The sequence below is a fragment of the Arcicella sp. GW821-FHT09D11 genome (assembly GCF_059416265.1).
On sequence record NZ_JBWKOV010000001.1, the window covers coordinates 757,215 to 779,073 of the forward strand.

The 21,859-nt window shown below is 36.4% G+C and carries 23 protein-coding genes; 12 read left to right on the top strand and 11 right to left on the bottom strand.

Annotation, left to right across the window (positions count from 1 at the left end; genetic code table 11):
* Positions 1-140: 140 nt before the first annotated feature.
* The 9 genes from tsf to AC07N0_RS03170 form a co-directional block, all read right to left on the bottom strand.
* Positions 141-974, bottom strand: coding sequence for a translation elongation factor Ts (gene tsf / locus AC07N0_RS03130; protein ID WP_492800783.1), 834 nt, complete (start codon positions 972-974; stop codon positions 141-143).
* Positions 975-1,196: 222 nt separating this feature from the next.
* Positions 1,197-2,000: a 30S ribosomal protein S2 gene (gene rpsB / locus AC07N0_RS03135; protein ID WP_309915322.1), complete on the bottom strand. Its 804-nt coding sequence runs from the start codon at positions 1,998-2,000 to the stop codon at positions 1,197-1,199.
* Positions 2,001-2,274: 274 nt separating this feature from the next.
* Positions 2,275-2,664: a 30S ribosomal protein S9 gene (gene rpsI, locus AC07N0_RS03140; protein WP_184129677.1), complete on the bottom strand. Its 390-nt coding sequence runs from the start codon at positions 2,662-2,664 to the stop codon at positions 2,275-2,277.
* Between the two features lie 84 nt (positions 2,665-2,748).
* Positions 2,749-3,192, bottom strand: a complete 444-nt coding sequence (rplM, locus tag AC07N0_RS03145) for a 50S ribosomal protein L13 (RefSeq protein ID WP_184129674.1) — start codon at positions 3,190-3,192, stop codon at positions 2,749-2,751.
* Between the two features lie 353 nt (positions 3,193-3,545).
* On the bottom strand, positions 3,546-4,028 hold the full coding sequence (locus tag AC07N0_RS03150; protein ID WP_492800784.1) for a hypothetical protein: 483 nt from the start codon (positions 4,026-4,028) through the stop codon (positions 3,546-3,548).
* Positions 4,029-4,096: 68 nt separating this feature from the next.
* Positions 4,097-4,627, bottom strand: coding sequence for a hypothetical protein (locus AC07N0_RS03155; protein ID WP_494588088.1), 531 nt, complete (start codon positions 4,625-4,627; stop codon positions 4,097-4,099).
* Positions 4,628-4,659: 32 nt separating this feature from the next.
* Positions 4,660-7,446, bottom strand: a complete 2,787-nt coding sequence (locus AC07N0_RS03160) for a hypothetical protein (RefSeq protein WP_494588089.1) — start codon at positions 7,444-7,446, stop codon at positions 4,660-4,662.
* A gap of 24 nt (positions 7,447-7,470) precedes the next feature.
* Positions 7,471-8,172 (bottom strand): hypothetical protein, encoded by a 702-nt coding sequence (locus AC07N0_RS03165; protein WP_492800787.1) that lies wholly within the window; start codon positions 8,170-8,172, stop codon positions 7,471-7,473.
* A gap of 264 nt (positions 8,173-8,436) precedes the next feature.
* Positions 8,437-8,988, bottom strand: coding sequence for a hypothetical protein (locus tag AC07N0_RS03170; protein WP_492800788.1), 552 nt, complete (start codon positions 8,986-8,988; stop codon positions 8,437-8,439).
* 592 nt (positions 8,989-9,580) lie between these two features.
* Between AC07N0_RS03170 and AC07N0_RS03175 the strand changes: the two genes are divergently transcribed.
* The 4 genes from AC07N0_RS03175 to AC07N0_RS03190 all read left to right on the top strand — a co-directional run bounded on the left by AC07N0_RS03175 (position 9,581) and on the right by AC07N0_RS03190 (position 12,663).
* The gene (locus AC07N0_RS03175) at positions 9,581-11,047 is read left to right on the top strand and encodes a 4Fe-4S binding protein (RefSeq protein ID WP_494588090.1); all 1,467 of its coding nucleotides are present in this window, start codon (positions 9,581-9,583) and stop codon (positions 11,045-11,047) included.
* Complete coding sequence (locus AC07N0_RS03180) at positions 11,044-11,565, top strand: NADH-quinone oxidoreductase subunit J family protein (RefSeq protein ID WP_494588092.1); 522 nt, start codon at positions 11,044-11,046, stop codon at positions 11,563-11,565. Before AC07N0_RS03175 ends, AC07N0_RS03180 begins: the two co-directional genes overlap by 4 nt.
* A 30-nt stretch (positions 11,566-11,595) precedes the next feature.
* Positions 11,596-11,907 carry an NADH-quinone oxidoreductase subunit NuoK gene (nuoK, locus tag AC07N0_RS03185; RefSeq protein ID WP_492800791.1) on the top strand — a complete coding sequence of 104 codons (312 nt, stop codon included), beginning with the start codon at positions 11,596-11,598 and terminating at the stop codon, positions 11,905-11,907.
* A 234-nt stretch (positions 11,908-12,141) separates the two neighbouring features.
* Positions 12,142-12,663, top strand: coding sequence for an acyl-CoA thioesterase (locus AC07N0_RS03190; RefSeq protein ID WP_492800793.1), 522 nt, complete (start codon positions 12,142-12,144; stop codon positions 12,661-12,663).
* Positions 12,664-12,792: 129 nt separating this feature from the next.
* Here the strand turns inward: AC07N0_RS03190 and AC07N0_RS03195 are convergent, their stop codons facing one another.
* Together AC07N0_RS03195 and AC07N0_RS03200 are read right to left on the bottom strand one after the other, a co-directional pair.
* The gene (locus AC07N0_RS03195; RefSeq protein ID WP_494588093.1) at positions 12,793-13,662 is read right to left on the bottom strand and encodes an SMP-30/gluconolactonase/LRE family protein; all 870 of its coding nucleotides are present in this window, start codon (positions 13,660-13,662) and stop codon (positions 12,793-12,795) included.
* A 38-nt stretch (positions 13,663-13,700) separates the two neighbouring features.
* Entirely contained in the window at positions 13,701-14,177 is a 477-nt protein-coding gene (locus tag AC07N0_RS03200) for a nucleoside deaminase (protein ID WP_494588094.1), read from the bottom strand.
* 394 nt (positions 14,178-14,571) lie between these two features.
* On the opposite strand from AC07N0_RS03200, the gene AC07N0_RS03205 reads away from it, so the two are divergent.
* The 8 genes from AC07N0_RS03205 (at position 14,572) to AC07N0_RS03240 (ending at position 21,824) form a co-directional block, all read left to right on the top strand.
* Positions 14,572-14,961, top strand: coding sequence for an NADH-quinone oxidoreductase subunit A (locus AC07N0_RS03205; RefSeq protein ID WP_309915291.1), 390 nt, complete (start codon positions 14,572-14,574; stop codon positions 14,959-14,961).
* 151 nt (positions 14,962-15,112) lie between these two features.
* The gene (locus AC07N0_RS03210) at positions 15,113-15,661 is read left to right on the top strand and encodes an NADH-quinone oxidoreductase subunit B (protein WP_492800796.1); all 549 of its coding nucleotides are present in this window, start codon (positions 15,113-15,115) and stop codon (positions 15,659-15,661) included.
* Positions 15,662-15,717: 56 nt separating this feature from the next.
* Positions 15,718-16,218: an NADH-quinone oxidoreductase subunit C gene (locus AC07N0_RS03215; protein ID WP_323249535.1), complete on the top strand. Its 501-nt coding sequence runs from the start codon at positions 15,718-15,720 to the stop codon at positions 16,216-16,218.
* A gap of 12 nt (positions 16,219-16,230) precedes the next feature.
* Positions 16,231-17,466 carry an NADH dehydrogenase (quinone) subunit D gene (gene nuoD / locus AC07N0_RS03220; protein ID WP_494588095.1) on the top strand — a complete coding sequence of 412 codons (1,236 nt, stop codon included), beginning with the start codon at positions 16,231-16,233 and terminating at the stop codon, positions 17,464-17,466.
* Between the two features lie 24 nt (positions 17,467-17,490).
* The gene (locus AC07N0_RS03225; RefSeq protein WP_323249531.1) at positions 17,491-17,985 is read left to right on the top strand and encodes an NADH-quinone oxidoreductase subunit NuoE family protein; all 495 of its coding nucleotides are present in this window, start codon (positions 17,491-17,493) and stop codon (positions 17,983-17,985) included.
* Between the two features lie 185 nt (positions 17,986-18,170).
* Positions 18,171-19,511, top strand: coding sequence for an NADH-quinone oxidoreductase subunit NuoF (nuoF, locus tag AC07N0_RS03230; RefSeq protein ID WP_494588097.1), 1,341 nt, complete (start codon positions 18,171-18,173; stop codon positions 19,509-19,511).
* Between the two features lie 10 nt (positions 19,512-19,521).
* Positions 19,522-20,712: a glycosyltransferase family 4 protein gene (locus tag AC07N0_RS03235; protein ID WP_494588098.1), complete on the top strand. Its 1,191-nt coding sequence runs from the start codon at positions 19,522-19,524 to the stop codon at positions 20,710-20,712.
* A gap of 95 nt (positions 20,713-20,807) precedes the next feature.
* Positions 20,808-21,824: an NADH-quinone oxidoreductase subunit G gene (locus tag AC07N0_RS03240; RefSeq protein WP_494588099.1), complete on the top strand. Its 1,017-nt coding sequence runs from the start codon at positions 20,808-20,810 to the stop codon at positions 21,822-21,824.
* Positions 21,825-21,859 lie beyond the last annotated feature (35 nt).

The following is a 21,859-nucleotide window of genomic DNA, read 5'->3' on the forward strand; positions in this document are numbered from 1 at the left end:
ATTACATAGACATCCCTATTTTCATAAGCGTTGCGTTGCAAGTAAAAATACTTATTATAATATATTTAGTTAGGGGTTGGACATAAAAAAAGGCTTCCATTACTGAAAGCCTTTTCTTAATATTATTACTCGAAAGTAAATTATGCTAAAGCAATACGTTTGAAAGTACTAATAGTTAATCCTTTTTGAGTTTGCTCTAACAATTGTTTGATATTGATAGAGTTATCTTTTACGAATTGTTGGTTCAACAAAGTATTTTCTTTGTAGAATTTCTCCAATTTACCTGTTGCAATTTTTTCTAACATTGCTTCTGGTTTTCCTTCTTGACGAGCTTGGTCTTTACCGATTTCGATTTCACGTTCGATAGTAGCTGCATCAACTCCGTCTTTATCCAAAGCAACTGGCTTCATTGCAGTGATTTGCATAGCGATATCTTTACCAACTTCAGCAACATCAGTTCCTGTTACGTTTGTAAATGCTACTAAAACACCAATTTTGTTGTTAGAGTGTACATAAGAAACCACTTTATCAGCAGTGATGTTTTCATAACCAGCTACATTGATTTTCTCACCAATTTTACCAGTCAATTCAACCATTGCTTCTTGAGCGTTACGTCCGTCAGCTAAAGTAGAAGCTAATAAAGCATCTTTATCTGCTGCATCTGTAGCAACTGCTGCTGCCAATAAAGCCGCAGCTAATTCATTGAAATCTGCTACTTTAGAAACTGGTTCAGTTTCGCAAGCTAAAGCAACTAATTTACCATTTGTTCCGTCTGCGCTGATTGCAACCAATACTACACCTTCGTTAGTAGCGTTGTCTGCACGTTTAGCTGCCACTTTTTGGCCAGCTTTGCGAAGAATATCAATAGCGGCTTCAAAATCACCACCTGCTTCAGTAAGGGCTTTCTTACAATCCATCATGCCCGCACCGGTCATTTGTCTTAACTTATTAACGTCTGCTGCTGAAATAGCCATCGTTTTATTGATTTTAGATTTTGGATTTACGGATTGCTAAATTGAACTGGCTTTTATTACGTTAAAATCGCAATCCGCGTTCGCTAATTCAATGTTAATTTTTAAAGGAACAGCCCATAGAATTCCATGGGCTGCTTCAATTTTGATAAATTATAATGATAAAGTTATGACAAAAAGATAGTTCCTATGGCTTTCTCAGATTATCATATCTTCAAATTATTATTAATCTTCTTTCTCGTATTTAGCCGCAACTTTCGCTGCTTCTTTAGCTGCCTCTTCGTCAGCTAAACGTTTCGCTTCTTCCTCCTCTGCTAAACGAGCATCATCTTTATCTTGTTTACGCTCCATTAAGCCTTCTTCGATAGCTTTACCAATTGCTAAAGTAATCAAAGCGATTGATTTGTAAGCATCATCATTAGCTGGTACTGGATAGTCAACTAAATCAGGGTTCGAGTTAGTATCGCACATTGCGAAAACTGGAATACCTAATCTTTTTGCTTCTGCTACTGCAATGTGTTCACGCTTAACGTCAACTACGAAAAGAGCTGCTGGTAAACGAGTAAGGTCAGTAATACCGCCTAATACTCTTTCCATTTTCTCTTTATCACGAGACATCATCAAACGCTCACGTTTTGCTAAAGCTTTTACTGTTACTTCGTCTTTCAATAATCTGTCGATAGTCGACATTTTTTTAATTGATTTACGGACAGTAGCGAAGTTTGTAAGCATACCACCTAACCAACGGTCAGTTACGTATGGCATTTTCAAACGACGAGCTTCTTCAGAAACAATTTCTTGTGCTTGTTTCTTTGTAGCAACAAACATTACTTTACGACCTGAACGAACTACCGCTTTGATAGCAGTACAAGCTTCGTCTAAACAAGCTAAAGTTTTGTTCAAATCAAGAATGTGGATACCATTCTTCTCCATAAAGATGTATGGAGCCATTCTTGGATCCCACTTACGTGTCATGTGTCCAAAGTGAACACCAGCATCCAAAAGGTTTTTGTATTCTAATTGTGCCATTTTCTGACAGTCATCAGCCTTTGTGATTTGAAAATTTGGGGATTTGAAAATTTGAAGATGCTTTGCATTTCAACCTTCTAATCATTTAATTTTCTTCATACTTAAAGAACTGAACGACCAATTTTTTAAATGAAAAAATATGAAAAATATATCACTAACACATCGGTCACTGTAAGTATTAGTGAAGGAATAATTTAAAAACTTAGCAATTTGAAAATCAAGAAATATTGTTTCCCAATTTTCAAATTGCCAGATTTCCAAATTACAACGAATATTAACGTTTCGAGAACTGGAATTTACGACGAGCTTTCTTACGACCTGGTTTCTTACGTTCTACCATACGAGGGTCACGCGTTAAGAATCCTTCTTTTTTCAAAGCTGGACGACGCTCAGGATCAATTTCTTGTAAAGCACGAGAAATAGCTAAACGAAGCGCTTCTGCTTGTCCTTTGATTCCACCGCCATCAAGATTTGCTTTGATATCATAAGAACCTTCAGTCTTAGTCAATGCAAATGGTTGATTAACGATAATTTGTAAAATTTCAGATGGAAAGTACTCATTCAAAGCACGACCATTCACAAGAATAGTACCGTTACCTGGAGTCATATAAAGACGGGCAACAGCTGTTTTTCTTCTTCCTAATGTATTAGTTACTTCTGCCATTTTTTTATAGAGAAGTTATCAGTTATCTGTTAATGGTTAATTCGTAAAGACGAATAACGGATAACGAATAACAAATAACGATTATTAGAATTTAATTTCAGTTGGTTGTTGAGCTGCGTGTGGATGTTCTGTACCTGCATATACATACAAGTTAGTGAACAAACGGCTTCCCAAACGGTTTTTAGGCAACATACCTTTAACGGCAGCTTCTACAACTCCTCTTGGGTTTTTCGCTAACACTTCTCTTGGCGTTGCAAAACGCTGTCCACCTGGATACCCTGTGTGACGGATGTAAACTTTATCAGTCATTTTCTTGCCAGTAAAACGAATTTTATCAGCATTAATAACGATAACGTTATCACCACAATCAACATGCGGAGTGAAAGAAGGCTTGTGCTTTCCACGTAAAATTTTTGCAATTTCAGAAGTCAAACGACCTACAATCTGATTTTCTGCATCTACAATAACCCATCCCTTTTCTGTGGTAGCCTTGTTGGCTGAGATGGTTTTATAACTTAAAGTATCCACTTTATTAAGATTTTAAAAGTCCTAAATGTTTTCTCAAAGAAAGCACCTTTGCCAAAAGGTGTTACAAAAAATATATTCACGGTGGACTCTTATTAATTGCTGTGAAAGTATTTTCGGTAAATCAAAGTTGGAACGTCTCTGATTTTCAATGATTTTGCCTTATTTTCTTTCTGAACGGGCATCCAGTTAAAAATTGGGAACGCAAAATTACGGAGTTGTTTTGTGATATGCAAAAAAAACAGCAAAAGTTTTACCTTCTTTCTTGATAAAATCTAAGCTTTTTTATCTTATCCTTTCAGAAACTTATGCTGACTCTTATTTATCAAGATTAAAATGATGATTCTCTATCCATTTTAAAGACCTGCTACGGTGTAAATGATTGTTGTTGAGTATGTTTTAACGGGAATTAGTACTGAAACTCCTGAAATTTCATATTGAATAGGTACCCCTACACGATTGCCTAAAAGGGCCAATGAGCCTGAGAAAAAATTAACATTTGAAGTAGTTATTTGTTGGTAGCTACTCACACCCGAAGGACTTATCGTAGCTAATAAACCTGCTGAGCCATCTCCAGTTTTACGAACATATAATAATAGCCTTGAGTCCCATACTACATCCTGACGCTTAACAACTACTTGATACCCTAGCAAAGAGCCATTAACATTAATAAGAGACTGGTTTGAAGCACTTGTTACATTAGCGGTATAGTCTGCACCAGCTTGTGTAATAGTAGAGGCGGCTAGCGACTCTGACCAAATGGTCCCTCCAGCCTGTACGCTAATGCTTTGTCCAAAAACTGATTGGCACATCAACAAGAATATGATGGTGTATCTCATAAGGATGAGTAATGAATGATGAATGCTAAGTTTAAAATATTGCACTTTAGTCCATATAATTAAGCATTTCAATTATCTGATAAGGTATAAATTACAGAAAAAGATGTTGTGCCTTGGCGAAGTAAAGCATAATTGGTGATTGATAAACTAAATTGAAGATTATAACCATTGGATTCTCCTACACTAGTATAAGCTCCGCCAATATTATTAATTATTGGGGTGGTACTGCCCGACAATGTTACCAATCCTGTTGAAGTGCCATAGCTTCCAAAACTATTGGCGGCTGTTCCCGCCTGTAGTCTCAAGGTAAGTCCACTCGGTATGCTCCCACTGGATACTTGAGCCGTTATTTTTCTAGTAGTACCCGTGGCTACACTCGAAGTAAAATTTATCCATTTAGTATTATTCGTCAATGTGCTAGTAAGGCTTCCTCCTGATGTACTAGGTACGGGGAATTGAAAGTTGATAGCACCATTATTGGGTTTAATACTAAGTAAGGAAACTGAATTAAGCGTAAGATTAACACTCACAGAGGCTGTACTCTGCCCCTGCAAATGCTGAAAGGATAATAGAAAAATTAAAAACGTTAATATTTTCATTACACATGTTAATAAACATTATTCAACTCCCCTTATTTATTGGCTTTTACATGTAACTGAAACGTTTTATCTGAAAAACGTATTTTTCGCTCTTTGCTGGTTACAGAAAAAGACATACGATTTGTCTGACTAGACATTACTTGGATTATTTGTTCGGGGTTTTCAATACTATATTGTTCTTGTTGATTAGGCAACCATACGGATACCTTCCATTCGCCTGGCAAGATTTCTTTATAACAGAATTCTCCTTTTTCATTGACTTTCGTAATAAAGGACTCTGAGTCTTTTTGAAACTTCACAAATATTAAAGGTACTTGTCGGAGTGAATCCCTATCATCATTAATGTTTTGAAAATTAATTTTTCCGACAACGTCTCCCGTCTTCACCAAATTAATCTTGATTTTATGTAAACTATCTTGTTTAACATTTATCTCAATGGGAGGTTTGGGCGTACTTACAATTCCCGCCGCCATAGAGGTGTTGTCTATTTTTAGCAAATATTTTGCTGGTATCAATCCATTGAAATAAAAATTCCCTTTAGCATCTGTTACTGTTTTTTTATTACCCAGCTTTATCAACACATCCGACACTCGAATATCAGCATCAAGACTTGACACTTGTCCGTGAATCGCTCCTACTCTTCTATTTCTAGCAATGGGCAAATTCAACTTTAAGGAGTACTTGACAGAAAAGTAAAACATATCTCGTGTGCCTAAGTTGATATTTTGTTGATAAGGCACAAAGGTTTTGCCGAAGTTTACCGAAACAGCATGCTTTTCTTTAATATTTACATTAATCATTCCATTGACAAAAGACTGCGTTTCAACCAATGCATCGGGGGTATAATTATTACGATACATGAATAATGCATTCAACCAATGTTTAGCATTAATTTTCAAAGTACTGCCATAAAAATAATAATTGGTGATGGCATTATTGGCTGAGTATTTACTAGTTTGTTGATGTTCCAGAATTGCCCCAAACCAGATAGACCGCCCAATTTTTACCTGCGGATTTAAGGCATTAGCAATAGAGCGTCTAAGCGTCGTGGCATCATTGGGAACTAATAAATTTTGTGCCGAGCCGAATCTTCCGCTATAATTAATGTTAAACCGCTTTGAAAAGTAACTATACATCACATTGGCAAAGTCTTCTTTATAATGAAAGTTCTGAGGCATCATTCTATCCTCTCTTTCTTGCCAATTATAACTAACTCTTACTTGGTTTCGCTCATTTATCTGATAATCACCCACTACCATCAAGCTATTAATATAAGGTGAACTGTTATAAACGAGTAAATCCAGACTAGGGTTAATTCTGGTAAAATTGTGGCTAAACCCTACGCTTAGTTTATTAGAAAAACGATAATTTAAATTATTTATCGCTAGCCAGCTATTTTTATAAAATCCCTGAAAGTCTTTACTAGCATAAATAAGGTTGCTTGAGAAATAAAATTTACCCAAGTTCAGATTTAAATTATTGTAGAAGGCATAACTCTTTTTATTCGATGTTTCGCTCATGGCAACCTCTGTTTCTATATCCCAATTTCTTGCTCTATAACTACTAGTTATGCTCACAAGGTTTGACATCGTATTGGGCTTCAAAAAGTTTTGATTGCTCTTTTTTACTAAATCTACCCCTAGTTGAAATTTGGTAGAAGGAGTGAATCGTACATTTGCACCATATTCATAATTAATATCTGAAAAAAACCTAGGTTTAGCATAAAACACACTAAATCCAATTTTTTTAAAGTCATAATCATACCTAAATCCCCTGCTAAAGCGTCCAAATTCTACAAGATTAGAAAGCTTTAGTTGATAGTCTCCCACTTGCAATGCTCCTCTTTTTTTAAAAATATATTTAAGAGAGAGGATTTCATACGAGCCCGTAATAGGTATATTGAATTGGTCTGGACCATGAATAACAAATTCAACAAAATGATTTTTAGAAAAATCTAAAAAACCTCTTCCTCTTACGTCATATTGCAATGCTTTTAGTTTACTCTGCTCAGAAAAAGCACCTATGTACATTCCTCCAATTTCAATCGGGAACCTTAAGCTTTGGTCTTGTGGTTTGTTTTCGATGCCATATACTGTTGTACTTACTAGACTAATGATGGGATTCAATGAATCTTTTAATAAAGTCACTAGGTCTGACGTAATATACCATGTACTCTCAGCAGTTTTGGGTACTTTCTGGCTAACAGTTATTTGGATAGACTCTTTCTTTTTAAGCAATAAAGAATCTCCAAGCTTTTCTATTTTAGCCTGTGTTGATTTAATAAATAGTTTCTCATCAGCATTGCCTCCATTATAAACAAGGAACTGTACTTTAAGTGAATCTCCCTCTTTTACATAGTCAGGATTATCAAAAGATGTTATCTGTATATCTCTGACTCTTTTAACTAAAACCTTTATACGCTTACTAAGTATTGTTTTATTCATCTTAAAAATCATCAACACTTCGTGTTCAGAGGCTTTGGCATCTGCTGGGCACATAATGGTATAAATATACCTTACAAGCGTATCGTTATTCAAAGTCTTCTTCCCTAATAATAAGCGCCATTTTTCTGGAACATTGATAGATGGTTCGAATAAAGTGTCTTTAGTTACATTTCTTCGAATATCCGCAAAGAGGGTAAAGTATTTTCCTGGCTCTACAACGGCTGGCACATCAACTTTTAAAATATCTTCGTTTGCTGACTGTGCGGTAGCATTAGTAACCAATATGTTAATCAATATAACAATAAAGACACGTCCTCTTTGGAGAGGATGGTTTCTCAAATACCAGCAACAATATTTAATTTGAGAAAGTATCATTTATTTTACTTTCAAGGTATAACGCTATTCTATTTCTATTTCTACATTTGATGCCAATAAGTCAGTGCCATTATCTGCAATCAAAATTCCTTCATATTTACCCTTCGCAAGCCCGCTCACTTCTATTTCAAAACTATTGCATTTCTGAGGATATATTCGCTTGAAGTAGCTTTCAAGCACTTTCAGTTTCTGCTTTTTTTCATTGTAGATTTCTAGTATTACTTTGGTTTTTGTAGAAAAATTGCCTTCATTTTTTAGTAAAACGTCAACCATTTTTTTCTCTGATGCCAGATTCTTCACCTTTACATTTTCAAAATTCAAGTTTCCGTTTTCGTAACTCCCGTGGTCAGCTATTATTTGGACTGCATATCGAACTTTAGAATTTATTTTTAAGCCAGAATTATCATTTGTTACAACGGGGTCTGCTCCTTCTATCATCAAGACCGTCCAATAACTTCCATTTGACAGATTAGCGGGCAAACTAATGGTATAATTCACATCATACTCTTCATTTGGCAACAGCTCTTTTTCGTTCAGGTTGGTAATTATATAAGGGGATAATGAGCGAGGATGCGTTGTGGCATTAGAAAAATCTCCTTCGACACCACATGCTAATATTAATTCTTCTTTATAAACTAATACTTTCTCTGGCGTATTAGAATCATTCCTGAGTTTGATTTTACCAGTAATAGCACTTCCATGATTGGTTTGATGGATATGTGTCAATCCATTTAATATCACTATACTACCGTATGATGAATTTATTATCAGCAAGATAATAAGGACGACTTGATAAGAAAAAAGTATTGATATTTTCATGTATCTGTAGATGGCTTTATAATATTTAAAAGACAATAAGGTCTTCACTATGGTATAAAATACCATAGGCATCATGACAGTGGAATAAATAAAATGTTGATAGACAGTGCTGTGATAAATTGCTGGTAAAACCATTAGACGATGTTTATCACAGCACTGCTAAAGACTTGCCTAGTCTGACAATGTATACGTAATTGTTACAGAAGTAGTGCCAGATCTTAAATTACCATAATTTGAAGCCGTTCCTGTATTAAGGTTGTAAGTTAGATTACTGCCATCGGTAGCACCTATCCCTGTTGCACAACTAGTAATACCCGTAATTAAGGTTGCATCTGTTGCTGCAATCGCCGAAACTGTTGAGCCAGTTCCACCTCCGCCCAGTAAATTCGTTGCTGATGGGTCAGCCGCAGTAACACTGATATTTACTCCGTTTATTAAAGCAGATGTTTTCACAGATACCTTTCGGGTTGTTGCAGGGGCCGTCAGGATGGAAGAATACTGCAAATAAAGTGTAGAGTTGTTAGTTGGAGCATTTATCGCATTACCCGCTGTTGTCGGTGCTGTAAAATCCATCGTCAAATTTTTGGAAGCTACCGGCGCAATTCTAATTAACGTAACTGCTGGAATCGTAATGCTAATCGTGTGATTATCTGACTGTGCAAATAATTGACTTCCGATTAAGCAGCAAAACACTGTAAGAACAAGGAAAAATTTGGTTTTCATGATAGTAGATCATTAAAAATGGATGGATGGATATAAACAAAAATAAAAAATACTATAAAAATCCATAGTCATACACTATTAAACATATCATGAGTAATTACAATTTTTCAATTATAATTGCTAATGACATTTTTAATAAAATGCATTTTATGCTAGTATAAATTAATGATTGTGTGTGTTGTGTGGCGGTATTGTGTAATATGCTAGAAGCTTTAATAACACTATATTTCAATTATTTAACTGAATATATATTTATAATTTGCTTGAGATATGGTCAAGCAAAACGCTGGAATACTTAAAAATCATAATGGATGGGAATTTATTAATTTAAACAGTTAGTCTACCTATATTTATATTTTATGTAAATATATGAATAGTTTTTATAAAAAAAAGCTGAGTAATACTTTTTTTATAAAATATTTACTCCATTTAAAAACTACCCCTATCCTGTATACTGTATAGCACAGCTAGAAAAATGAATTGTTCTTTCATTTGTAAATGCTCACAACGTACCTTTGTTGAGAAATTATCTTTCAATTTGAAAATGATAAAAGTAGATTCAGCGTCATAAACCTGAAAAATTGATTTACCTGTGCATAAAGGAGCAAACAATACATATTTCGGAAACATCAAGGAAGGTATTAAATCTTCTTTAAAAGGGCTTTCGTTATCGTGGAGACACTTAAAAGAAGCACGCCAAAGCCGAAAACCAATTTTTGTAAATAATCCTGATTACTTCAAACAAGAGACAGGCATTGTTACATTACAATACCCTCATGAGAAGCTTCCATTGCCTGACAATGGTCGTTATCAACTGCATAATGAAATGGACGATTGTATCGTCTGTGATAAATGTGCGAAGGTATGCCCTGTTGATTGTATCGAAATTGAGCCTATCAAGGCAACAGGTATTGCTGGGTATGCTTCCGATGGTTCTGCTATTCGTTTGTATGCAGCAAAGTTTGACATAGACATGGCAAAATGCTGTTTCTGTGGGTTGTGTACTACTGTGTGTCCGACTGAATGTTTGACGATGACACATGAGTACGATTTTTCTGAATTCGATATTACTAAACATAATTTTGCCTTCGGAAATCTTTCTGCTGAACAAGCCCAAGAGAAACGTGAGCTTTATGACCAATTCATGCTTGAAAAAGAAGCAATGAAAGGGTTGAAAACGAAAAGTGCTAGACTAGAAGATACTAGCCTAGAGGATACTAAAGCCGAAGAGATTGTCCCTTCTCCAAGACCGAAGCCAGCCTTTAAGCCTGCATTTAAGAAGCAAGACACAGGACTCGAAGACACAGGACTGGAGGTAAAGAAGGATGTAGAAGATGTAAAAACAGAAGAAGTTAATCCTGCTCCAAGACCAAAGCCAGCCTTTAAGCCTGCGTTTAAGAAAAAGGAGGAAGGACTGGAAGATAATGGACTAGAGGGACTTAAGACGCTAGACACTAGACTAGAAGACACTAAATCCGAAGAGATTGTCCCTGCCCCAAGACCGAAGCCTGTTTTTAAACCTTCGTTTAAGAAGCAAGACACAGGACTGGAAGACGCGGGACTGGAGGTAAAGAAAGAGGAAGTAATAGCGGAGATAAAAGTTGAAGAAGTTATTCCTGCCCCAAGACCGAAGCCTGTTTTTAAACCTTCATTTAAGAAAAAGGAAGAAGACACTGGACTAGAGGTAAAGAAAGAAGATGTGGAGGAAGTGAAAACAGAAGAAGTCACTTCTGCTCCAAGACCGAAGCCTGTGTTTAAACCTTCGTTTAAGAAGCAAGACACAGGACTGGAAGACGCGGGACTGGAGGTAAAGAAAGAGGAAGTAATAGAGGAGATAAAAGTTGAAGAAGTTATTCCTGCTCCAAGACCGAAGCCTGTGTTTAAACCTTCGTTTAAGAAAAAGGAAGAAGCATTGGAAGACACTGGACTGGAGGTAAAGAAAGAAACAGAAGAGATAAAAGAAGTAGAAGACGTAAAAGCAGAAGAAGTCACTCCTGCGCCAAGACCAAAACCTGCTTTTAAACCAACGTTTAAACCTAAACCAAAAACTGACAATTGATACCTTTCATTTTTATAGCATTTATCTTATTAATAGCCGTCTCTGCAAGTGTTGTTTTGTGGAGTAAAAATGTATTATATGCTGCATTCAGCCTTTTGCTTACTTTCTTTGGTATTGCAGCGCTATATGTATTGATTGGTGCAGACTTTCTCGCTATCACTCAACTTCTAGTATATGTAGGAGGAATTTTAGTTTTATTGATTTTTGGCGTAATGCTTACCAACCAAAAAGGAAGTAAAGAGAATGGCAAGAATGACATCATAGGTACAAATACTAACCGATTGATTGGATTTGTTGTCGCCATAGGGTTATTCGGATTACTTTTTTATTCTTTTGCAAGGGCTGATTTCATCAAAATACAATCTTACTTATTCGAAACCACTGAGACCTTTTCTACTACTCAAAATATTGGTGTTTTATTAATGACTGACTTTGTTTTACCTTTTGAGGTTTCGGGTGTTTTATTAATGGCAACTTTGATTGGTGCGGCATATCTAAGTAATAAATCTAAAGTATAAATATTGATAAACGCTGTAGATATTTTTAACATGGACAATAGTTTTCTTTCATATTATTTACTCACTGGTGCTTTATTATTCAGCATAGGCTTGGCTGTTGTGGTTACGAAACGAAACGTTATCGTAGTGCTGATGGGGATAGAATTGATGCTAAATGCTGTAAATCTAAACCTTGTAGCTTTCAGTAAAAACGACCCTGATTTGCAAGGACAAATGTTTGCGCTCTTTGTAATTGTAGTAGCAGTTTGTGAAGCCGTTGTGGCATTAGCAATTGTTTTGAAAGCCCATGAACATTTCAATACCATCAATCTTGATGAAATAGGTACTAATTCGGAAGAGTAGATAGCTATCAGCTGTCGGATTTTCGGCTGTCAGACATCAGCTGTCAGTCATCGGATTTCTGCTTTCGGCCATTATGCTATTTCTTGATTACGTTGAAAGCTAAATATTCCAAAAGTATAAAAAAGCCCAAAAGTTAACTCCTAAAAACCAATAACCGAAGCCCAAAAGCTGAAATCCGATGACTGACAGCCGACGACCGAAAGCCAAAAAAAATATAACCTTCATTCAACTAAAATGACAAAAACTAAATACGTTTCAGAATCTCTTACTACTATGACGGAAATGATATTTCCGAACGATACCAATACTTTAGGAAATTTGATGGGTGGCAACCTTATGCGTATGATGGATGTTGTGGGTGCTATTTGTGCTCAGAAACATTCAAATCGTATTGTAGTTACTGCTTCTGTAGATAATGTATCTTTTAAGGAATCTATTCCACTGGGTAGTGTAGTTACGTTGCAAGCCAAAGTTACTCGTGCTTTTAGTTCTTCTATGGAAGTGGTAATAGATGTGTGGGCTGAAGATATTCCTGCTCAACAAAGAGTAAGTACTAATAAAGCCTTTTTTACTTTTGTAGCAGTTGACCAAAGTGGTCGCCCGATAGATGTACCTATTTCATTAACAGAAACGGAAGAGGAAAAATCACTTTATGATGGTGCATTACGCAGACGCCAATTACGTTTGGTTTTGGCAGGCAGAATGAAACCATCAGATGCTACTGAATTAAAATCGTTTTTGAACGGGGGGGAATAGATGTTGAGCTATGAGCTGTGAGCTATGAGTTATCAGCTTTGAGCCATTAGTTTATGGTTGAGGCAATGACAGCTTATAGCTCAAGGCTCATTTCTCACAGCTCAAGGCTTAAAGCTCACAGCTCACCCCTTACTTCAAATTAAAACGCTCCATCCCTTTTCTATCCTGTAGGGTTACGTAAGCATATTTCTTATCTGGGCTGAATACGATGTTACTACTTTGTAAGCCTTTCAGTTGTACCTCTTTCTTCAATTTACCTGCTTTAGTAAATATTAGGATTTTACCTAGTCCCCAGCGACAAACATATAAATTTCCTTTACCGTCGCATTTCATCCCATCCAAACCTCCATCTTCAAAAGAAGTAAAAAGTCTTTTATTGGAAATATTTCCTGCAAGGTCAACATCAAAAGCCCAAACTTTCTTCTGAACACTTTCATTGACATACAACGTTTTTTCATCTGGACTCAAACAAATGCCATTGGTAGTTCCCATTTGGTCTGTCAATAGGGTTTCTTTCCCTCCTTTATCTATTCGCCAAATTTTTCCCGTTGAGTTCTTCCAATTGGGGTCTGAGGCAAAAATCACATCTTTTTTGGTGATACAAATATCATTGGGCTGGTTAAAAGCATCATTATGGCAATACGTAGAGACTGCCTTATTCTTCATATTTACCTTCAATACGTTATGCCCAGAAAAATCGGCTAATAACATATTACCAGCTTTATCAAATTGAATGGCATTCGCCGTACTACCTTTCGGCAAAGTCAGGAACAATTCACAAGTACCGTCAGGTTTTACCTTACCAATCGTGCCATCTTCTTTAAAATTAACTACATATAAATTTCCCGCTTTATCAAAATTAGGACCTTCTATATTATTAGTAAATAGGTTCTCTGCCGTAAAATCTTCTACTTTGGTCGGTTGCTGAGCAAAAGCCTGACAAGAGAGTAATGAAAGTGCTAGTACCCTTAGCGAGTAGCGTGTCTTTGTGTGTTTCATTGAACGTAATTAAAAGAGTATATAAAATTAAATTGGATTCAGTAATCAATCTTGTTATTCAAATTTTGCCACAAGTCAAAAGCTTTTTGGGCTTCCTCTCTTCCTAAAGGAATCATCTGTATTTGGCGTTCTGAAATAGGCAAAGGTATTTCGTCATAAATAAAGGCATCGTCAAAACCCACTTTAGCTGCATCGTCACGTGTATTGCCATAATATACCTTTAAAGGACGCGCCCAATAGATTGCTCCCAAACACATCGGGCAAGGCTCGCATGAAGTGTATAGCTCGCAATCTGCCAACTGAAAAGTATTCAAGTTTTTACAGGCATCTCTAATAGCCATTACCTCCGCATGAGCCGTTGGGTCGTTCGTAGAGGTCACTTGATTATAACCTTCACCTACAATTTCTCCATTCTTTACAATTACTGCTCCAAAAGGCCCTCCTTTTCCATCCGAACTTCCTTTGATAGATAGTTCGATGGCTCTCTTCATAAATTTTATGTTGTCTTGTTCCATGATGAATATTTTTAGCAAGTTAATAAACACAATCAAAACTCTAACGACTAACATCGTCTTAGCCTTGTTTTTGTTTTTTTTAATAAAGTTTTTTGGCGTAAAAAATCAGAAATTAACGAGCAGATATGCTTCTGAAACGCATTCATAAAAAGCGATTAAATGTTAAAACATGAATGTCTTATTTAGTATGAATCCATATAACAGATTATAACATGGCTTTCTGTATTCTCTTTGGCATTTCCGTCTAATTTTAGCATTAAAAAAATGTCGCAAACAAAATTTTATCAGTAAATTGCAGATAAATTTTGAAAAGATACTAGTAAAATAACGTATCGGTTTGGAGACGAAGATGTAATCATCTGAAAATCAAAACCTAAAACTCAAAAAATCAACAATGAACTATCAACCGTCAGATTACCTTCCAATACTTGTTCAATTAGGGGCTGCTTTAGCATTTATTGTTGCAACAATGCTTGCAACACACTGGCTAGGTCCTAAACGTCACAGTGTACTTAAAGATGATGCGTTTGAATGTGGTATCGAATCAGTTGGTGATGCCCGCACGCCTATCTCTGTTAAATACTTCCTTGTAGCCATTCTTTTTGTGTTATTTGATGTAGAGATTATTTTTATGTATCCTTGGGCTGTAAACTTTATGGGATGGGTAAAATCATCTTCTGATGTAGCCATTACGATGTTTCTTGAAATGTTAGTATTTATGGGCTTATTATTAGTAGGCTTTATCTATGTTATCAAGAAGGGTGTTTTGACTTGGGAGAAATAGTATCGTTGAATAGAATGGTTTTTCTGTAAACAAGCCTTTCGTTATTCACAGTGTTATCACAGATGTTGAATATTTAATATATTGTGTTACTGATTATTGAATAAAAAGTCTTCAATGACGTTTCTAATAATTAGCTTCACAAATAGATACAATGAGCGATAGAATAATAAAAACAGTTGATGCTCCAGAAGGAATTGAAGGACAAGGTTTCTTCGCTGGCAAATTAGATGATCTCGTGGGTCTTGCTCGTGCAAATTCACTTTGGCCACTTCCCTTCGCTACTTCATGTTGCGGTATCGAGTTCATGGCTACAATGGCTTCACACTATGACATCTCGCGTTTTGGTTCAGAGCGTATGTCATTCTCAGCACGTCAAGCAGACATCTTAATGGTAATGGGGACTATTTCTAAAAAAATGGGACCAATCCTCAAACAAGTGTATCTTCAAATGGCTGAGCCTCGTTGGGTTCTTTCAGTAGGAGCATGTGCCTGTTCGGGTGGAATTTTTGATACTTACTCTGTTTTACAAGGCATAGACCGTATTATTCCTGTGGATGTTTATGTTCCGGGTTGCCCGCCACGTCCAGAGCAAATTTTGGATGGCTTTATGCAGATTCAGGAAATTGCTAAATCAGAGCAACGCCGTCGTAGAGAATCTCCTGAATACAAAGCACTTTTAGCATCTTACGGAATAGAGTAACAGTTATCCGTTTTACTAAACATATTTAGTAACGACGATTGACAGATAAGCTAACAATGACAAACGAACAAATAGCACAAGATTTAGTCGCACAATTTGGCGAAGATAATATTTTTGGAATTGTAGAAAACTACGGACTGTTAAACGTAACTACTACAACCGACACTATTGTGCCGTTGATGCATTACTTATATCAACACCCGACCTTCAAATTCCAATTTTTAACAGATTTAGGCGGTATTCATTTTCCAGACGTTCCAAGCCATGAATTTGGCGTTATTTATCACTTACATAGTTTAGAAAACAATGTAAGATTGATTATTAAATTGTACGTTACACGAGAAAACATCGTAGTACCAACCCTCACAGGTTTGTATGCGTGTGCCAATTGGATGGAAAGAGAAGCCTTTGATTTCTTTGGAATTATGTTTTTGGGACATCCAAAAATGGAACGTGTTCTGAATGATGAAGAAATGGATTATCATCCGATGCGTAAAGAATATCCATTAGAAGACGCCACTCGTCAAGACAAAATTGATGCCTTATTTGGTAGATAAATTTATAAAAATATGTCTGAAATCGCATTAGTATCAAGCCCTTTCGTAGGCTTAGAGAAAGCACAACTAGATAAAAAGTATGTCAATGAGTTGACTACCCTGAACTTAGGGCCAACTCACCCTGCCACTCATGGTATTTTTCAAAACATCTTGACGATGGACGGAGAAACTATTATTGATGCAGAACAGACAGTAGGGTATATTCACCGTGCATTCGAGAAAATTGCTGAGCGTCGTCCTCTTTATCAAATCACAACGCTTACAGACCGTATGAACTACTGTTCGTCGCCAATCAATAATATGGGTTGGCACATGACGGTAGAAAAACTGTTGGGTGTTGAAGTACCTAAAAGGGCACAATATATCCGTGTAATCATGATGGAATTAGCCCGTCTTGCTGACCACATCATTTGTAATTCTATTCTTGCTGTTGATACGGGTGCTTTAACAGGCTTCTTGTATGTAATGCAGTGGAGAGAGCACATTTACGAAATTTATGAAGAAATGTGTGGCGCTCGCCTAACGACCAATATGGGGCGTTGTGGTGGAATGGAAAGAGACCTTTCTAAAGAAGCTATCCGTAAAATTCAAGTGCTCCTTGATGATTTTCCCCCTGTACTTCGTGAATTTGAAAGCCTAGTAAAACGAAACCGTATCTTTATGGATAGAACCATAGATGTAGGCGCTATTTCGGCTGAACGTGCTTTAAATTATGGATTTACGGGTCCAAATCTACGTGCTGCGGGTGTTGATTATGACGTTCGTGCCATGAATCCATATTCATCGTATGAAGATTTTGATTTTGAAGTACCAGTAGGAACCAAAGGAGATACCTATGACCGTTTCTTGGTTCGTGGTGAAGAAATGTGGCAGAGTTTAAAAATCATTAAACAAGCCCTAAATAATTTGCCTGAAGGACCTTTCCATGCAGATGCTCCGCATTATTATTTACCTGAGAAAAACGAGGTTTATAGTAACATGGAAGCGTTGATTTATCATTTCAAAATTGTGATGGGTGAAATCGATGCTCCTGTCGGAGAAGTATATCATTCTGTAGAAGGTGGTAACGGTGAACTTGGTTTTTATTTAGTCTCAGATGGTGGCCGTGCACCATATCGTTTGAAATTCCGTCGCCCTTGCTATATTTATTATCAAGCATTCCCTGAAATGATTAAAGGTTCAACACTTTCTGATGCCATCGTTACGATGTCATCAATGAATGTGATTGCAGGGGAATTAGACGCGTAATTTTTGCTTAATTCAGAATAAAACATGACAAATACACAAACCATACAGTTTCCAGCTGATACGTTGGAGTTAGTTCATAGAATCATTAAACGTTACCCAGAAGGTAAGCAAAAATCAGCTTTACTTCCAATTTTACATTTGGCTCAAGCAGAGTGGAGATGGTGTAGTTCAGAAGTAATGGATTATGTGGCTAATTTGTTAAAAATAAAGCCTGTTGAAGTTTATGAAGTGGCTTCATTTTATACAATGTTTCACCTTGAACCAGTAGGTGAACACGTAATAGAATATTGTCGTACAGGGCCTTGTTGTTTAATGGGCGGCGTTGAAGTATACGACCACTTAAAGCAAAAACTAGGAATTGAAACTGGTGAAACTACGCCAGACGGCAAGTTTACCATCAAAGAAGTAGAATGCTTAGCAGCCTGTGGTTGGGGACCTGTGTTTCAAATTCGAGAAAAATATTATATGAATTTGACCAATGAGAAGGTTGATGAAATCATTGATGAGTTGTCAAAATAGTAATGATACCAAGTAAGAGCTTTGAGTGATGAGTGATGAGTTTTGAGCGGTTTGATATACATCATTTTAATTCATACAATCACGACTATTTACTACTAAAACATCTGAACTAGTTTTAAAAGTAATTTATTGATAAACTTTATCTGAATTCGATGCGAAGTATCGCTAATCAAATTTAATAGAAAATGAAAATATTAACTGAACATATTGACGTACAAGGTATTAACACTATTGATGTTTTTCGTAAAAATGGTGGATATAGCGCAGTAGAGAAAGCTTTGAAAACGATGACTCCTGATGAGGTTACTGAAGAAGTAAAGAAATCAGGTATCCGTGGACGTGGTGGTGCTGGTTTCCCGATGGGTATGAAATGGTCATTTTTGGCTAAACCCGAAGGTATTCCTCGTTATTTAGTTTGTAATGCGGATGAATCAGAACCTGGTACTTTCAAAGACCACTATTTGATGATGAAGTCGCCTCATACTTTAATTGAGGGAATGATTGTATCGTCGTATGCTTTAGGAGCAAATACTTCTTATATTTATGTAAGAGGAGAATTAATGTATGTTGTCAATATCCTTGAAAAAGCTATTCAAGAAGCGTATGACAAAGGATTATTAGGTAAAAACATTTTGGGTTCTGGATATGACCTCGACCTTTTTGTTCAGCCTGGTGGGGGTGCTTATATCTGTGGAGAAGAAACTGCCTTGTTGGAATCTTTGGAAGGTAAACGTGGAAACCCACGTAACAAACCTCCCTTTCCAGCGGTAAAAGGTTTGTGGCAATGCCCTACAGTTGTTAACAATGTGGAATCTATTGCTGCTACTTCTTGGATTATCAACAATGGTGGTGATGAATATGCCAAAATTGGTATTGGTAGAAGTACAGGAACAAAATTAATATCAGCCTCTGGCCATGTTCGTAAGCCAGGTGTATACGAAATTCCATTGGGTATTACTGTTGAAGATTTTATCTATGCAGATGAATGGTGTGGAGGTATCAGAGACGGACATAAATTAAAAGCTGTCGTAGCGGGTGGGTCTTCTGTACCTATTCTTCCAGCAGAGTTGATTCTTAAAACAGTAAATGGTGAAAATCGTTTGATGACTTACGAATCGCTTTCTGATGGTGGTTTTATTACAGGAACTATGCTAGGGTCTGGTGGTTTTGTTGTGATGGACGAAACTACTTGTATTGTTCATAATACGCTTACTTTTGGTCGTTTTTATCACCATGAATCATGCGGACAATGTTCGCCATGCCGTGAAGGAACAGGATGGATGGACAAAGTGCTTTATAGAATAGAGCATGGAAAGGGCCGTCAGGAAGATGTTGATTTATTAGTTGATGTAGCTAAAAAAATTGAAGGTAATACGATTTGCCCATTAGGTGAAGCTGCCGCTTGGCCAGTTGCTGCCGCTATTCGTCACTTCCGTGATGAGTTTGAATGGCACATTAAATTCCCTGAAAAAGCCACACAAAAAGGAGCTGTATTTATGCGTGAAGGTGCAAGTTGGAGTTTATAATTTAAAGGATATGCAAAAAAAGATATTATTTATTGGTCACGACGCCAATGTTGCGGGTGCACAATATGTACTACTTGATTTACTTAAATCTTTAAAAAATCAAGGGTTAGAAATATATCTTTTATTAGCAAAAGGGGGCACTTTACTAGCTGAATTTAATAAAGTGGCGAATGTGATTCTTTGGGAATACAATGAAGAATCATCACGAAGAAACCCTTATTCTAGAATCATTTACGATAAAGTTTTTAAACTAAACAAAATTCGTAAACTGAACTTTTATCAGGAAAAACATAAAGAGCTAGCCGACCTAAAATTTGATTTGATTTTTTCAAATACCATTGCCAACGGTGGCTTATTACGAAGTCTGGAGTTTTTGAAATGTCCCTTTGTAGTATATGTACATGAACTTGAAAATTCTATTCAAAAATATACGTTACCAGAGGATTTAGAATATCAAGTACAAAATTGTACTCATTTTTTAGCCGCCTCAAAAGAGATTAAAAGTAATCTGTTTAAAAACCATCAAATTGCTGAAGATAGAGTAACAGTTGTGAATCCATTTATATCGGTAAGTGGCATTCTCAATAAGTTGCATTATGCGAACAGAACAGGCATCAGAAAACGTCTGAATATTCCTAGTGATGCTTTAGTGATTGGAGGATGCGGAAATTTTGAATGGAGAAAAGGCGTTGATACATTTTTGTCAGTAGCCAATGCTGTTTTTAGTGAAAAGAAAGATGTTCATTTTTTGTGGATAGGTATTCAAAAAAACTCTATTGAACACCAAAACATTTTGTATGATTTGGAAAAAATGGGCATTGAAAATCATGTGCATGTTATTGCTCCTACCAGAGATAACATCGATTACATGGCTTGTTTTGATATATTCTTTCTTTCTTCGAGAGAAGACCCTCATCCATTAGTGATGATTGAGGCAAGTTTGAATAAAATTCCTGTCGTGTGTTTTGACAAAGCTGGGGGTGCTCCTGAATATGTTGATAAAGATGAAAGAGTAATCATTCCTTACGGAAGTATCGTTAGTGCTAAAAGTAAATTGATTACCTTGATTGAGAATAAATTACTCAGAGAAGAAATTGGGCAAAAGATGTATCAGAAAGCCTTAAATTATGATGCTTCTGTGATAGCTCCGCAGATATTACAAATTTTAGAAGAAATAAACGAGCATGAAAGTATTGCTTAATTGTTGAGATAAGGTACTATTCAAATCGTTAATAATTGGGTTGCTCTTAGGAAAAACCATGTTTTAATCGACAAAATTAAATATTAAGCTTTTATATGAAAGTTACAATAGATAACATCACCGTTGACGTAGCCCCAGGTACAACCATTATGCAGGCGGCTCGTCAAATTGGGCCCCATATAGCACCTCCTGCCATGTGTTATTACGAACCACTGAAGGCTTCGGGTGGTAAATGCCGTGGTTGTTTGGTTAAAGTAACAGCTGGTTCTGAAAAAGACCCACGTCCGATGCCAAAACTAGTGCCTGCTTGTATTACGCAAATTCAAGAAGGTATGGTTGTAGAAAATACAATCAACGAGCAAGTATTAGAGGTAAGAAAAGGTATTGTAGAGTTTTTATTGTTAAATCACCCATTAGATTGCCCAATTTGTGACCAAGCTGGGGAATGTGATTTGCAAAACTTTACTTTCGAACACGGTGTATCTAAAACACGTACGGTAGAAGAAAGAAATACATTTGACCCTGTAGATTTAGGGCCAAATATTAAACTAAACATGAATCGTTGTATTTTGTGTTACCGTTGTGTGTACACAGCTGACCAAATTACAGACGGACGTGTGCATGGTGTAATGAATCGTGGTGACCATGCCGAGATTAGTACTTACATTGAAAAAGCAATTGATAACGATTTCTCTGGAAACATCATTGATGTTTGTCCAGTGGGAGCTTTGACAGATAGAACTTATCGTTTCAAAAGCCGTGTGTGGTTCTCGAAACCAGTAGATGCAAGTTGTGATTGTGGAAAATGCTCAGGAAAAGTAACCCTTTGGTACAGAGGTGACGAAGTAATCAGAGTAACTGCCCGCAAAAACGAATGGGGTGAAGTAAAAGAATTTATCTGTAATACATGCCGTTTTGAACGCAAAAAGACATCTGATTGGACTATCGAAGGACCAACCCAAATAGCACACAATTCGGTTATTTCTGCTAATAAATATGGTGCGAAGACAATCACGCCAGCATTTCCATTAAAACAAGCAGCAGAACAGTATAAAAAGATTGACGATAACCGTGATCGTTCATTTTTAGCCCCACAAAAACAATTAAATTAATTGATTGTAGATAGTTTACTATTTACACATTTAGA